Genomic DNA, 13,117 nt, shown 5'->3' on the forward strand with positions numbered 1-13,117 from the left:
GGATTTAGTGATTAATTTTACCGCTATTTTTAATTTGACTGATGAAGCAGCCCAAAGCAGGGGGATGTCTAAACAACGCTTCATTTTAAAGCAAAATTCAGCGTTGCTGTTCAAGGCACCTTGGTGAAGGTGTTTTCCCCTATTGCCTATTACAACAGGGGAACATTCAGTTTATTTATTGCCTGAAGTACTGCTTGCAGGTTTCGCGAAACGTTTACTCTTCGCTGCACCACCAGTATGTCGGCGATTTTTCCCAACTGGCTTATTGCCGCGGGCATTTTCACTCGAGCGTTGTCCGTCTTGGTGTTCAGCGCGTGGATTTCTCGGTTTTTTGGGTTTTTTCGGTTTTATTGGGCGACCGTCTAAGCGAGTCGGTGGTAGCACGACACTCGGCTCAAAACCGGCCTCTTCTTTACGCTCCAATAGTGCTCCAGTTAAGCGCTCGATACCACTGAGGTCGGCAATTTCATCGGCACAGACCAATGAGATTGCTTGACCAGTCGCGCCTGCGCGACCCGTTCGACCAATGCGATGCACATAGTCTTCAGATACATTCGGTAAATCAAAGTTGACTACTTGTGGCAGTTGGTCAATATCCAGGCCGCGCGCCGCGATGTCGGTGGCGACTAAGACTCTTACTTCACCACTTTTAAAGTTGGCTAAAGCTTTGGTGCGTGCACCCTGGCTTTTATTACCATGAATTGCCGCTGCACTGATGTTTCGCTGTTCCAGATGTTTGGCTAAGCGATTCGCTCCATGCTTGGTTCGGCTAAATACTAAAACTTGCTGCCAGTCATTTTGTTTGATGAGTTGGGTCAATAGGCCTGACTTCTTGCTTTTATCAACAGGCACGATCCATTGCTCGACCGTTTTGGCTGCCGCATTACGCGGCGTCACAGAAATTTCGACCGGATCTTTTACCAAGCTCTTGGCTAGCGTGCGAATTTCATTGGAGAAAGTCGCTGAAAACATTAAGGTTTGACGCTGTTTGGGCAATAAAGCCAGAATTTTTCGAATGTCATGGATGAAGCCCATGTCCAACATCCGGTCAGCTTCATCAAATACGATGACTTCCAGTTGTTGGAAGCGAAAGGCATTTTGCTGGTATAAATCGAGTAAACGGCCTGGCGTTGCCACTAAGACATCGGCGCCACGACGTAGTTTTTGCATTTGCGGGTTAATTTTAACCCCACCAAATACCACGGTAGAGCTTAAAGGTAAGTTCTTACCGTAAGTGGCGACACTTTCACCAACTTGAGCCGCTAACTCGCGGGTGGGCGTTAATACTAGCGCTCGCACCTGATTGGCTCGGGCTTTTGGCCCCTTGGATAATATTTCTAACAGCGGCAAAGTGAAGCCGGCGGTTTTACCGGTACCGGTTTGCGCGGCTGCCATGATGTCTTTACCTTCTAAAATCACAGGAATAGCTTTGGTTTGAATGGCTGAAGGTGTGTCGTAGCCTTGTTCGGCAACGGCTTCAAGAAGGGGTTTGGATAAACCCAGGGAATCAAAGCTCATAGAAAATTGTCTCTTGTGGTAAGTGGTTAAAACATGGCCGCCGAATTGGCTGGGCGTGCAGCTTACAGCAAGTTCGCCAAGAGCGCCATCCTTGCAGTTACTGATGCAAGGTTTTGCCATTGATTATGGCAGCCGCAACCGACTCTGTCTTGTTTTCCCCGGCTTGATGGAGTCGCGTTGGTCGCTGTTGATGGGAGCTTGGCTTGTAATTGAGCAGATTTTAGGCATAGTGAAAACTATTAAGTGAAGTAAGGAAGATAGTTACAGTATGAAAATTTGGGTTGATGCCGATGCCTGTCCGGTGGTGATTAAAGAGATTCTGTTTCGGGCTGCCGAACGTATGCAATTACCGTTGATTTTAGTGGCTAATCAATATATTAACACGCCGCCTTCGAAGCTGATTAGCAGTATTCAGGTTAGTGCAGGTTTTGATGTCGCGGATAATGAAATTGTGGCGCGGGTAGCACCGGGGGATTTGGTAATTACCGCTGATATTCCTTTAGCCGACGAGGTGATTAGTAAGCAAGCGCAAGCCCTGAGTCCACGGGGTGAACTGTATACGAAAAATAATATTAAAGGGCGGCTGAATATGCGGGACTTTATGGATACCTTGCGTTCCAGTGGGATGCATGCAGGAGGCCCTGCGGCGATGAATCAATCGGATCGAAAGGCTTTTGCCAGTCACCTTGATAGAATTTTGGCTCGTTACCTGCGCGAGTCGCCGACGAAGCCATCGTGAGTGTCAGTCGCGATATTATAGTTGACTCGTTTCAGCGTTGATTTTGATAGCAAATATGAAAAGGAGGAGCAAATGGGAAAGCAGTTTGTGTCGATGAGTCATCAGCATATTGAGTTTATTGAGCAACAACAGCTATTTTTTGTTGCCACGGCAGCCGCACAAGGCAAAGTGAATGTTTCACCCAAGGGAATGGATTCTTTTCGGGTACTCAATTCGCAACAAGTGCTTTGGCTTAACTTGACTGGTAGTGGTAACGAAACCGCAGCCCATGTGCAGCAGCTGCCTCGGATGACAGTGATGTTTTGCGCCTTTCAGGGGAAACCGTTGATCCTTCGTTTATATGGTCAGGCGACGGCTATTCACCGTGCTGATGAGGCTTGGCAAGACTATATCTCGATGTTTCCTGCACAAGCAGGCGCTCGCCAAATATTCTTGCTAGAGATAGAGATGGTGCAAGGTTCTTGTGGTCTATCAGTCCCATTTTTTGACTTTGTGGGACCGCGAGATGAGTTAAGTTCGTGGGCTGAAAAACAAGGCGAAAGAGGTATTGAACAGTATTGGGCTAAGAAAAATCAACGCAGTCTCGATGGCGTGGCTACCCATATTGTCAACTTATCTAAGCCAGCCACTTAAGCTCAAATTATCATTTGAGCTGTAAGTAATTTTTAACGTTGTAGTTCTTTATTTGGTGCTTCAATGTCTAATAATGGGGACGCATCAATTTCTTCGGCATTCATCATCGCTGCAACGTGTTGTAACGAGGATAAGATCTGAGTTTTTTCCCAGTCGTTCAAATTTTCAAAACGCTTAATAAATTGCTCGTGTAATAGCGGTGGAACCGTGGTTAATATGTCCATGCCTCGCTCGGTGAGCCGTGGGTTGACGATGCGTCGATCGGTCGCGCTACGAACGCGTTCAATAAGCAGCCGTTCTTCCAAGCGATTCAGGATGGTGGTAACCGTGGCCTGGCTTAACGAGACTTGGTCAGATAGCCGCTTTACCGTTACTGTGCCTAATTCTTCAATTGCCCTGAGGACCATCACTTGAGGAATTGTTAAGCCACAGGCTTTTACAATGCGTTTCGACTGTAAGTCAGTCGCGCGGATAATTTTTCGAAGCGAGATGAGAACATCTTGCCAGTACGCTGATTTTTCCATGGTCACCGAGCTTTTTGATTTTTGCCTAGTATATCCCATACTTAGCCTACAGGGTATGTTCAGCTATTCGTTTGAACTCTAATTATTAGAGATGTATTATTAGCGCCACTAACTGAGGCATCAAGGAAGGAAATAATCATGAAATTTAGATACGCAGCATTGCTGTTAGTCTGTGGTTTTGTTCAGGCAGAAGAGGATTGTGGCAGTGTAACCATTGCCGATATGAATTGGAGTTCTGCATCGCTGATCGCCAATGTAGACAAGTTTATCCTTGAGCAGGGGTATGGCTGTGAAGCGGAGCTAGTTCCTGGTGATACAATGCCAACCACAGTTTCGATGATTGAAAAAGGCGAACCTGATATTGCGCCAGAGTTGTGGACCAACTCGGCCAAGGATGCCTTGGAACGCGGGGTCGCCGAAAAACGCATTCGTTTTGCTGGACGTTCGCTCTCCGATGGCGGAGAAGAAGGTTTTTGGGTTCCACAATATATGGTTGACCAATACCCTGAACTGGCCACTATCGAAGGCATTAAGCAACATGCCGATTTATTCCCACATCCTGAAAGTAAAGAACTTGGGGGATTTTATGGATGTCCGGCGGGCTGGAATTGCCAAATTTCATCTGGGCATCTATTTACTGCTTTGGCGCTAGAAAAGTCGGGCTTTGAATTAATTGATCCTGGTTCGGGTGCTGGTTTATCTGGCTCTATCGCAAAAGCCTATGCACGCAAGCAGGGTTGGTTTGGTTATTATTGGGCACCTACGGCGGTATTGGGAAAGTACAAGATGGTCAAAGTTGACCTTGGTAGTGGTATCGATGAGCAAGAGTTTTTGAGCTGCACCACACAAGAAGACTGCGTTAATCCTAAAGTGACGATGTACCCACCTTCTGCGGTGTACTCGGTGACGACCGAAAGTTTTGCCAGCAAAGCACCACAAGCTTATGGATATATTACTAAGCGAGCGTTTAGTAATGCCCAAATGAATCAATTATTGTCATGGATGGAAGACAATCAAGCTGATGGTGATGCTGCTATGTATCATTTCTTAAGCGAATTTCCAGAGACTTGGAAAGCTTGGGTTTCACCCGAAGTGGCTGCAAAAGTTAGTCAAGCGCTAGCGAGTATGTAATTGATTGTTTTATAGGCCAGCCTCAGCTGGCCTTTTTCATTTATTAAGAGGTAGTTTTATGGCGGATTCGTCGTGGCTGGATAGCTTTCCACAAATGAGCCGAGCCGATCTTATTATGATACGCAAAGGCCTAGATGGGGCATATCGAAGTTTTTCCCGAGAGTATGGCGAGGCCATTGAGTCGTTTTTCGATCCCTTACTACAATTTTTAGTGTGGTTCGAAAAATTACTTATCAACACACCATGGTGGTTAGTTTTATTGGTTTGCGCGGTGTTAGTTTATCTGGCCAGCCGTTCTTGGAAACTGGTGATCGGCAGCGTGGTATCGCTATTGCTGGTGGGATATTTTGGTATGTGGGAAGACATGATGCGTACCATGAGTATTATTACCGTTTGCACCATGCTGGCGATTGCTTTAGGGATCCCCATTGGGATCGTAATGGCGCGCTCTAATCGTGCGCAAGCCATCATCACCCCAATGCTTGATGTGATGCAGACGCTACCAGCCTTTGTGTACTTGATTCCGGTGGTGATGTTGTTGGGTATTGGTAAGATTCCAGGTGTTATCGCCGTGGTTATTTATGGTATTCCTCCGGTCATTCGCCTCACTAATTTGGGGATCCGTTTAGTAGATAAAGAGGTTTTGGAAGCGGCCACGGCCTACGGCGCTAACGCTTGGCAGAGGTTATTTGGGGTGCAAATACCCTTGGCGATGCCAACGATTATGGCGGGTATAAACCAAACCATTATGATGGCTTTATCGATGGTGGTGATCGCTTCCATGATTGGGGTGAAGGGTTTAGGCCAACCCGTACTGAAGTCGATTACGAATCAGTATTTTACTCTAGGTCTACTCAATGGACTGGCAATTGTTGCGCTGGCAATTATTTTCGACCGGACCTCTCAGGCTTATGCCAAGCGTACTCAAGCGCATTTACAAGGACTCAAACATGACTAAGTCGCTAATTAAGGTTGAAGGCTTATATAAGTTGTTTGGGGAAAATGCGAAGCAAGTGATGTCGATGGTTGAGGCTGGCAAGTCTAAGGACGAAATCCTCGCTGAAACTGGCCATACTCTAGGTTTGAAGGATATTAATTTAGAGATCAAACAGGGTGAAATTTTCGTAATTATGGGGCTTTCTGGCTCCGGGAAGTCGACCTTAATTCGTCATTTTAATCGTCTGATAGACCCGACTAAAGGGGTGATTAGTATTGAAGGCACCGACGTGATGAAGTTAAGCCCTAAGCAGTTGCAGGACTTCCGTCGCCATAAAATGTCGATGGTTTTTCAACGTTTTGGTTTAATGCCTCATCGCAGTGTGATTGAAAATGTCGCCTATGGTTTAACGGTGCAGGGGCTTGCTAAAGAACAACGTTTGGCGAAGGCGCAGCAATGGCTAGATACCGTCGGTTTAAGTGGCTATGAGCAACAATATCCCTCACAGTTATCGGGAGGACAACAGCAGCGGGTTGGTTTGGCGCGGGCCTTGTGTACCGATGCTGAAATCTTGTTGATGGATGAAGCCTTTTCTGCCTTAGACCCTTTGATCCGTAGCGAGATGCAAGATCAGTTGATCGAGTTACAAGAAAGCCTGCATAAAACCATCATCTTTATTACTCATGACTTGGATGAGGCCTTGCGTCTGGGAGATCGGATCGCAATTTTAAAAGATGGAGAAGTGGTGCAGCAGGGCACGCCAGACGATATCTTATTGAATCCGGCCACCGATTATGTAGAAGCCTTCGTGAAAGATGTGAACCGTGCTCGAGCCTTAACAGTGGAGACGGTTATGCAGCCTCCCGCGCGTCGAATTACTGCCGATACCATTAGTGAAGCCTTGATGCAGATGAAAAAGATCAAAGGCGACTATGCCTATCACGTGACGGAGGAGGGTTATCAAGGAATCGTCACCCAAGACGCATTGGAGGCTGCCTCGAAAACCCATGGTGATGCCTGCTTTACGTCGAGTGAATGTGAATATCAAGATGTCCCGACAATTTCTCCGGATGCGGCGATTGAGAGTGTGCTCACCGATTCTTTAGAAACGAGTTATTCGCTGCCAGTGGTTGATGATGAAGGGAACTTAAAGGGCGAGCTTACCCGTCGCTCGGTGGCAGAGGTATTTGCCGACTCGGATTCTGAAGCGAGTTCGGTAAAATAAAGTCTTCTCGTTCAACTACAGGTACTGTTCTCCGAATATGGCTTCTGTTTTACTAGGGGCTGTTGAACTTGGGAATTTGTAGGTTCGAGATTACCGCTCACTATCCAAGATAATGCCCTAAGTTTGGTCATACTGAGTCTACGGGAGAATGTAGTCCAGAGTTTTAGTATTGTGCCAATCGCGGCAAATCATGATCTGGAAGTGAGCCAAATTATCGAGCATGCAGGCTTGGAGTTTGGCGCTGTGGGGGAGGGATTTGGTCCTTCCGACGCAGAAGTGAAGTTCATGAGCTAGCACTATCGTCAGCCAAAAGCAGGTTATTGGGTCGCTTTGGTCGATGGTCAGGTCGCTGGATGCGGTGGTATTGCTTGCTTGGATCCAGCGAATGGCAGCTGTGAACTACGCAAGCTATTTGTATCAGCGCACTATCGTGGCCGGGGGATTGGGAAGGCTTTAGCGCTGCATTGTCTTCAATTTGCGACGGAGCAAGCTTATCAACAGTGCTATTTAGGTACCTTGAGTAGCATGAAGTCGGCAATTCACTTATACACTTCTTTGGGATTTAAACGATTAGTGGAGCCCTTTTGCGGTAGCATTCATGATGGCTGTGATGTGTGGATGCTAAAGTCCCTAGCAATGAATGCAGATAAAAATTTTATATCCGCCTGAGTCGTGAGAAACACGCCAGTGATGAATCACCAGCGTGTTTGTTGTGGTGTTTAAGCTAGGGCCAGTACTTCATCTAAATTGATGATTTCTAATATGCCACTCCAGATTTCTCCTTCTTCACTGTTCATGTAGCAGAAGCCATTTAGCCAACCTGCTTTTTGTTAGTAAAGTCAGTGAATAGCGGCTTGGATTGCTCTGCGTTACCCTATTGAAGGTACTTTGCTTGTGATTGTGAGGTGCTTTGTTTAAATTGTGACTTTATTATCTGGCTTTTAAGTCTTTGGAGTCGTCATGATACGAAGCGTTGAACCGCAGGATTTGGCGCAAATGTGTGCCATTTATAACCATTATATACGTAATTCAGTTGCTACCTTTGAAGAACATGAAGTGAGTTTGGAGGATTTCAGTCAGCGCATCGAAAAAATTACCCAGCGTTTTATTTGTTTAGTTTATCAAGGGCAGGATAAGGTCTTGGCTTATGCCTACGTGAGTCCTTGGAAGGAGCGCAGTGCCTATCGTTTTTCAGTAGAAAGTTCGATCTATGTTGCCGCGGATGCTGCTGGTCAAGGTGTCGGTCGAGCACTTTATCAGCAACTCATTGAGACCCTGAAAGATTATCCTGTGGCTACTATTTTAGCTGGAATATCCTTGCCTAATCCTGCCAGCATTGGCTTGCACCAAGTTTTGGGTTTTAAAAATGTGGCTGAAATTGAACGGGTTGGACGCAAATTTGGGACTTGGATCAGCGTTGCTTACTGGCAGCGACATATTAAAACCGAGCAACAACTGCTGCAGCTAGAAGCAAGTACGGATCTGGAACCTTAACCATGTCTGAAATTAGTTTTTCTAAACAACACAAAGATATTTTTGTCGCTAAGGTCCAAGCATATTGTGAGCAACAGCTGAATCTCGAGATAGGCCAGTTTGATGCTGAGTTTTTGCTCGATTTTTTCTCCGAAGAGCTTGGCGCATTCTATTATAACCAAGGTTTGCAAGACGCCCAAACAGTGGTACAGAGTCGAGTTGATAGCATCAGCGATGCACTGTATGAAATTGAGAAACCCACTAAGTGGTAATGGATGAGGAGTGAAGCGTCATCATGAAAACAATTGGCATTTTAGGGGGAATGAGTTGGGAGTCTAGTTTGAGTTATTATCAGTTACTCAATCAAGGCATTAAACAGGCTATGGGCGGCTTACATTCGGCCAAAATTAATTTAGTCAGTGTCGATTTTGCTGAAATAGAAGTTTTGCAACATCGTGGTGATTGGGACGCTTTGGCCGATAAAATGGTCGCGGGGGCTTTGGCGGTGCAAGCGTCAGGTGCAGATTTTTTGCTGATTGCTACGAATACCATGCATAAGTTAGCGCCTCAGGTGGTGAATGCGCTCGATATTCCATTACTGCATATTGCCGATGCGACTGCCCAATGTTTGCGCAAAGACCAGATCCGTCGCGTAGGTTTATTAGGAACCCGCTTTACCATGGAGCAGGATTTTTATGCTGGTCGTCTGCGGGAGCATCAGCTTGAGGTATTGGTTCCCGATGAGCATGGCATGGCACTGGTTCACGATATCATTTATCAGGAATTATGTCAGGGCATGATTTCGGCAGCTTCTAGAGCGATTTATTTGCAGCAAATTGAAGCGCTGCATGCTCGAGGGGCCGAAGCGATTATCCTCGGTTGTACCGAGATTGGTTTGTTAGTGAAACAGCAAGACACTGCGATCAAACTATATGATACAACGGCTTTGCACGTTGCAGCTGCGGTAGAATTTGCCTTAGAAGAATAAAGGCAGAAAAACAAAAACGGCCCCAAAGGACCGTTTTATTAGCTTAAAGCTAGTGTCTAATTAATCGTAGACTAATTGGATACTAATGCCTTAAAAGCAGCTTAGGCAACAGTTACGTTTGCAGCTTGAGGACCTTTTGGACCTTCTTCAACTTCAAACTGAACTTCTTGACCTTCAGCTAAGGTTTTGTAACCGTCGCTTTTAATTGCACGGAAGTGAACGAATACGTCTTTTCCGTCTGGACGCTCAATGAAACCAAAACCTTTTTGCTCATCGAACCATTTTACGCGACCTGTAGCCATGAGTAATCTCCAAAATATAATAAATAAAATTTACGCCAAAAGCGGGCAAATTATAGGGTGCCGAAAGATGCAGAAATTACTGACGAACAAACAAGTAATGATCCGAAAATCATGCAATTGTATGGGGCATAAATATCCGCTGTAACCTTTACCAGCGAGCAGAAGTGTAACTTATATTGGGGCAATGTAAAGGTGAATGTGTGATCTTCTCGATCTGTTTCGAGTAGTTTATAAGCAATATTACTGGATTATCTCGCCTGGAACCGCGTACTGCTTGGCTGTAGCTCGCTTATTGTGCCAATCTTGTCATTAAAATTTCATTTATGGCACTGATTGTTTACAGTTTTAAGGTTTCATTCTCTGGTGACGTTGCTTGAGGGCGATCCGCCATGATTGATATGGATAGTGATCATTTACGGCTGGTGTTATTTGGATGTATTTTTTGTTCGAGCTAAGGCGCTTTAGTGAGCTTGTCTGATGATGACTTCTGAGATAGAACAGAGGTGAAGATTTATCCACGAGTCGAACTCCAGTATGCTGACTCATATCCCGTTTGATTGAGAGTATGCCTGTGTTTAAATGGTCCTCCCGTTGGCAAACTAGTGTGGCCACCATCATCGCTTTGATTGCTTTTGCGGGTAATTCAGTCTTATGCCGCTTGGCCTTAGCTGAACAGCAGATGAATGCTGCAGCCTTTACTAGTGTGCGCTTATTTGCTGGCGCATTGATGCTGAGTCTATTGCTGGGCATGCAGTCTAGAAAAAATACTGGGGGGGTGCGCGGAAGTTGGTACTCGGGTGGTTTGTTATTCATTTATGCGAGTTGTTTTTCTTTTGCTTATCTTTACCTCGATACAGGTATTGGTGCCTTAATCCTATTTGCTGCGGTGCAATTGAGCATGCTTGGGATGGCGGTACTCAAAGGTGCGCGTTTGCATTTGGCGGAGTTATTGGGAATTATTTTGGCCTTTAGTGGCTTGGTATGGTTATTGATCCCTTCCAATGAGCGTCTGCAGATTTCGCCATTAGGTTTTAGTTTAATGGCCGTCGCTGGGATTGCATGGGGTTTATATAGCCTTAAAGGCCGAGATTCTGTTCGTCCTCGAGTGGATACCACATTTAATTTTTTGCGTAGCCTGCCTTTTTTGTTACTGCTCATCCCTTACTTGAGCTCAATTAAAATCATCAGTAGCGAAGCGCTATTATTGGCCTTGTTATCCGGTGCGATTGCTTCTGGTTTAGGCTATTGGATTTGGTATATTGCCTTAGCGGGCTTATCGGCAAGCCAAGCCGCAGTCGTGCAGTTACTGGTCCCGATTATTGCCGCGGGTGGTGGTTGGGTATTTGCCAATGAGTCTTTGGATCCAAGCTTTGTACTATCGGCAAGTTTGGTGTTGGGTGGTATTTTACTGACTATTCTCGCGGGGCGGCAACGGTCTCTTTTAATAAGGAAATAAAATGACTCGTTCTCTAAATTTGGTGGTGGGACGTGGCTCGACTTGGTCTATTCGTGCTTATTTGTGTTTGCAACTGATTGAATTTGAGTTCGATCTAAAGGTAATCGCCTTGGGCGAAGTGGGTTACCGAGAGGTTTTGGCGAAGTATTCAGCGAACGGCTTGGTACCAGTGCTGCAATTATCCAATTTAGCTATTCATGATTCGCTGGCCATTGTCGAATACCTGAATGAATGTTCGGCTGGGAAGTTATTCCCAGTCGATCCGAGGCAACGCGCCTATTGTCGTAGCTTGTTAGCCGAGCTGCATTCGGGCTTTAGCCGGATCAGGACTCAGCTTCCCTTTGAGTTTGCTCCGCTGAGCACTCAACCCGATGGTAGTGGTTTGACTGAAGAATTGGCGCGCTTGCAAGCGATTTGGCAACAGTTTGGAGCCGCTTTTGCTTTTGGGGAGCCAGGGGCGGTGGATGCGTTTTATGCGGTTATGGCCCAGCGTTTACACCATTACGGGATTGATTTTGAGGGTGCTGCGGGTGCTTATCAACAGTACTTACTTGGGTGGCGGCTATTTAAGGATGCGCTGGCCGACGCTCAGCGTTGGTAACGGGCGCGGCGGCTTGAGATCTGGCTTAAAATGAGCCAGGTGTACTGTAGCGGTACACTTGGCTTCAGCAGCTTTTAGCAGGGTAAATGGCGAACCCGAAACGAGCGACCTTTCATTTTTCCGTGCTCTAACTTTTTGCGTGCGCGTTTTAAAACTTCCCGCTCTACAGCAACATAGGCGCGGTTATCGAATAGGTTTATTTTGCCCACTTGCGCTCCTGCGATACCATCTTCTCCGGTGAGAGCGCCTAGGATATCCCCTGCTCTAACCTTTTGTTTCTTGCCGCCATCAATTTGTAGGGTGGCCATGGTTGGTGGGGGGGGCGTCTTATTCAACAAAGTCATTGGCGGTAAATCTTCATCGACGATTGGGCGTGCTAAATAGTCTTCTAATAAGGCAACTTTGTAATGCTCATTATCGCTATAAAATGAACAGGCAATCCCTTTACTACCTGCTCGGCCAGTACGGCCTATGCGATGCACATGGATTTCTACGTCACGGGCAATCTGGTAGTTAATTACGGCATCTAAGGCGTCAATATCTAAACCACGGGCCGCGACGTCGGTGGCGACCAAGATGGAAGCACTATGATTGGAAAATTGCACCAGTGTTTGGTCACGATCGCGTTGTTCTAAATCGCCATGTAATGCTAAGGCATTAAAGCCTAACTGTCGTAATTCGTCGGCGACTTCCTGAGTTTCCCGTTTGGTATTACAGAATACTACACTTGATTTAGGGCGATGTTGTAACAACAGTAAACGCAGGGCAAGCATTCTTTGTTGGTTGTCATCGACCTTGAAAAAATGTTGAGATATTGAGCTGTCATCGTGGGTACTGGCGACTTCAATGCGAACCGGCTCACGCATAATGTGTTTCGAAATACTCTCGATTTGTTCTGGAAATGTAGCACTAAATAATAGTGTTTGACGTTCACTAGGTGCCAAATCAATGATCGCGTCGATCGCGGATTGGAAGCCCATTTCTAACATTCGATCGGCTTCATCTAAGATCAAATTTTTGACGTGGTCTAAGCGTAAAGTGCCTTTGCTGAGATGTTCTTCAATACGACCGGGGGTGCCAACGACAATATGTGCCCCATGTTCTAAGGAGCCAATTTGTGGGCCAAAGGGCATGCCTCCACACAGCGTGAGTACCTTAATGTTATGGATACTGCGAGCTAATTTACGAATTTCTTTGGCAACTTGGTCGGCTAACTCTCGAGTTGGACATAGCACCAGCGTTTGAATTCGAAAACGTTTCACTTCCAACGCATTGAGCAAGCCTAAACCAAAGGCAGCAGTTTTTCCCGAGCCAGTTTTCCCTTGAGCAATCACATCTTTGCCGGCCAAGATTGGGGGGAGACTTTGCGCCTGAATTGGCGTCATCGAGCAATAACCCAGGGTTTCCAGATTTGTTAATAAATCGGGGTGCAGGGCAAGGGTAGAAAAATCAGTTTGGCTCACAATGGCGTCCTCTTCGAGGGTGAAAATAAAGTGTCGACCGCAGCAGCAATTGCATCGGGGGCGCGATGATAGCTGAAAACCGCGCACAATTGGGTAAAAAATAGCAATTTTTTGCCCGCTAGTGAGA

At 46.1% G+C, this 13,117-nt stretch carries 16 protein-coding genes; 12 read left to right on the plus strand and 4 right to left on the minus strand.

The window, feature by feature from the left end:
- Window positions 1–171: 171 nt before the first annotated feature.
- On the minus strand, window positions 172–1,518 hold the full coding sequence (locus ACRRSX_RS00615; protein ID WP_432455139.1) for a DEAD/DEAH box helicase: 1,347 nt from the start codon (window positions 1,516–1,518) through the stop codon (window positions 172–174).
- A 268-nt stretch (window positions 1,519–1,786) separates the two neighbouring features.
- Between ACRRSX_RS00615 and ACRRSX_RS00620 the strand changes: the two genes are divergently transcribed.
- Window positions 1,787–2,257, plus strand: a complete 471-nt coding sequence (locus tag ACRRSX_RS00620; RefSeq protein ID WP_432455138.1) for a YaiI/YqxD family protein — start codon at window positions 1,787–1,789, stop codon at window positions 2,255–2,257.
- A 72-nt stretch (window positions 2,258–2,329) separates the two neighbouring features.
- Window positions 2,330–2,890 (plus strand): pyridoxamine 5'-phosphate oxidase family protein, encoded by a 561-nt coding sequence (locus ACRRSX_RS00625; protein WP_432455137.1) that lies wholly within the window; start codon window positions 2,330–2,332, stop codon window positions 2,888–2,890.
- A gap of 32 nt (window positions 2,891–2,922) precedes the next feature.
- Here the strand turns inward: ACRRSX_RS00625 and ACRRSX_RS00630 are convergent, their stop codons facing one another.
- Window positions 2,923–3,414 carry a MarR family winged helix-turn-helix transcriptional regulator gene (locus ACRRSX_RS00630; RefSeq protein WP_432455136.1) on the minus strand — a complete coding sequence of 164 codons (492 nt, stop codon included), beginning with the start codon at window positions 3,412–3,414 and terminating at the stop codon, window positions 2,923–2,925.
- Between the two features lie 138 nt (window positions 3,415–3,552).
- On the opposite strand from ACRRSX_RS00630, the gene ACRRSX_RS00635 reads away from it, so the two are divergent.
- The 8 genes from ACRRSX_RS00635 (at window position 3,553) to ACRRSX_RS00670 (ending at window position 9,168) form a co-directional block, all read left to right on the plus strand.
- Entirely contained in the window at window positions 3,553–4,545 is a 993-nt protein-coding gene (locus ACRRSX_RS00635) for an ABC transporter substrate-binding protein (RefSeq protein WP_432455135.1), read from the plus strand.
- A 58-nt stretch (window positions 4,546–4,603) separates the two neighbouring features.
- Window positions 4,604–5,503 (plus strand): ABC transporter permease, encoded by a 900-nt coding sequence (locus tag ACRRSX_RS00640; RefSeq protein WP_432455134.1) that lies wholly within the window; start codon window positions 4,604–4,606, stop codon window positions 5,501–5,503.
- Window positions 5,496–6,707 (plus strand): quaternary amine ABC transporter ATP-binding protein, encoded by a 1,212-nt coding sequence (locus ACRRSX_RS00645; protein ID WP_432455133.1) that lies wholly within the window; start codon window positions 5,496–5,498, stop codon window positions 6,705–6,707. Before ACRRSX_RS00640 ends, ACRRSX_RS00645 begins: the two co-directional genes overlap by 8 nt.
- 171 nt (window positions 6,708–6,878) lie before the next feature.
- On the plus strand, window positions 6,879–7,001 hold the full coding sequence (locus ACRRSX_RS00650; RefSeq protein WP_432455132.1) for a hypothetical protein: 123 nt from the start codon (window positions 6,879–6,881) through the stop codon (window positions 6,999–7,001).
- Window positions 7,002–7,037: 36 nt separating this feature from the next.
- The gene (locus tag ACRRSX_RS00655) at window positions 7,038–7,376 is read left to right on the plus strand and encodes a GNAT family N-acetyltransferase (RefSeq protein WP_432455131.1); all 339 of its coding nucleotides are present in this window, start codon (window positions 7,038–7,040) and stop codon (window positions 7,374–7,376) included.
- A 291-nt stretch (window positions 7,377–7,667) separates the two neighbouring features.
- Window positions 7,668–8,201 (plus strand): GNAT family N-acetyltransferase, encoded by a 534-nt coding sequence (locus ACRRSX_RS00660; protein WP_432455130.1) that lies wholly within the window; start codon window positions 7,668–7,670, stop codon window positions 8,199–8,201.
- 2 nt (window positions 8,202–8,203) lie between these two features.
- Window positions 8,204–8,452, plus strand: a complete 249-nt coding sequence (locus ACRRSX_RS00665; RefSeq protein ID WP_432455129.1) for a DUF2164 domain-containing protein — start codon at window positions 8,204–8,206, stop codon at window positions 8,450–8,452.
- Window positions 8,453–8,475: 23 nt separating this feature from the next.
- Window positions 8,476–9,168 carry an aspartate/glutamate racemase family protein gene (locus ACRRSX_RS00670; RefSeq protein WP_432455128.1) on the plus strand — a complete coding sequence of 231 codons (693 nt, stop codon included), beginning with the start codon at window positions 8,476–8,478 and terminating at the stop codon, window positions 9,166–9,168.
- Between the two features lie 101 nt (window positions 9,169–9,269).
- Here the strand turns inward: ACRRSX_RS00670 and ACRRSX_RS00675 are convergent, their stop codons facing one another.
- A complete protein-coding gene (locus ACRRSX_RS00675) occupies window positions 9,270–9,470 on the minus strand; it encodes a cold-shock protein (RefSeq protein WP_137672498.1) in 201 nt (66 codons plus the stop codon).
- Between the two features lie 565 nt (window positions 9,471–10,035).
- Here ACRRSX_RS00675 and ACRRSX_RS00680 point away from each other — a divergent pair.
- Together ACRRSX_RS00680 and ACRRSX_RS00685 are read left to right on the plus strand one after the other, a co-directional pair.
- On the plus strand, window positions 10,036–10,926 hold the full coding sequence (locus tag ACRRSX_RS00680) for a DMT family transporter (protein ID WP_432455127.1): 891 nt from the start codon (window positions 10,036–10,038) through the stop codon (window positions 10,924–10,926).
- Between the two features lies 1 nt (window position 10,927).
- Complete coding sequence (locus tag ACRRSX_RS00685) at window positions 10,928–11,527, plus strand: glutathione S-transferase N-terminal domain-containing protein (RefSeq protein ID WP_432455126.1); 600 nt, start codon at window positions 10,928–10,930, stop codon at window positions 11,525–11,527.
- Between the two features lie 74 nt (window positions 11,528–11,601).
- On the opposite strand, the gene dbpA is transcribed toward ACRRSX_RS00685, so the two are convergent.
- Window positions 11,602–12,990, minus strand: a complete 1,389-nt coding sequence (gene dbpA, locus ACRRSX_RS00690) for an ATP-dependent RNA helicase DbpA (protein ID WP_432455125.1) — start codon at window positions 12,988–12,990, stop codon at window positions 11,602–11,604.
- Window positions 12,991–13,117 lie beyond the last annotated feature (127 nt).

The organism is Agarivorans sp. QJM3NY_30, assembly GCF_050870855.2.
Taxonomy (GTDB): domain Bacteria; phylum Pseudomonadota; class Gammaproteobacteria; order Enterobacterales; family Celerinatantimonadaceae; genus Agarivorans.

Excerpts from the sequence above, each read along its gene's own strand:
- ACRRSX_RS00615 (WP_432455139.1), bottom strand. The coding sequence starts at position 1,518 with ATGAGCTTTGATTCCCTGGGTTTATCCAAACCCCTTCTTGAAGCCGTT.
- ACRRSX_RS00620 (WP_432455138.1), top strand. The coding sequence starts at position 1,787 with ATGAAAATTTGGGTTGATGCCGATGCCTGTCCGGTGGTGATTAAAGAG.
- ACRRSX_RS00625 (WP_432455137.1), top strand. The coding sequence starts at position 2,330 with ATGGGAAAGCAGTTTGTGTCGATGAGTCATCAGCATATTGAGTTTATT.
- ACRRSX_RS00630 (WP_432455136.1), bottom strand. The coding sequence starts at position 3,414 with ATGGAAAAATCAGCGTACTGGCAAGATGTTCTCATCTCGCTTCGAAAA.
- ACRRSX_RS00635 (WP_432455135.1), top strand. The coding sequence starts at position 3,553 with ATGAAATTTAGATACGCAGCATTGCTGTTAGTCTGTGGTTTTGTTCAG.
- ACRRSX_RS00640 (WP_432455134.1), top strand. The coding sequence starts at position 4,604 with ATGGCGGATTCGTCGTGGCTGGATAGCTTTCCACAAATGAGCCGAGCC.
- ACRRSX_RS00645 (WP_432455133.1), top strand. The coding sequence starts at position 5,496 with ATGACTAAGTCGCTAATTAAGGTTGAAGGCTTATATAAGTTGTTTGGG.
- ACRRSX_RS00660 (WP_432455130.1), top strand. The coding sequence starts at position 7,668 with ATGATACGAAGCGTTGAACCGCAGGATTTGGCGCAAATGTGTGCCATT.
- ACRRSX_RS00665 (WP_432455129.1), top strand. The coding sequence starts at position 8,204 with ATGTCTGAAATTAGTTTTTCTAAACAACACAAAGATATTTTTGTCGCT.
- ACRRSX_RS00670 (WP_432455128.1), top strand. The coding sequence starts at position 8,476 with ATGAAAACAATTGGCATTTTAGGGGGAATGAGTTGGGAGTCTAGTTTG.
- ACRRSX_RS00675 (WP_137672498.1), bottom strand. The coding sequence starts at position 9,470 with ATGGCTACAGGTCGCGTAAAATGGTTCGATGAGCAAAAAGGTTTTGGT.
- ACRRSX_RS00680 (WP_432455127.1), top strand. The coding sequence starts at position 10,036 with ATGCCTGTGTTTAAATGGTCCTCCCGTTGGCAAACTAGTGTGGCCACC.
- ACRRSX_RS00685 (WP_432455126.1), top strand. The coding sequence starts at position 10,928 with ATGACTCGTTCTCTAAATTTGGTGGTGGGACGTGGCTCGACTTGGTCT.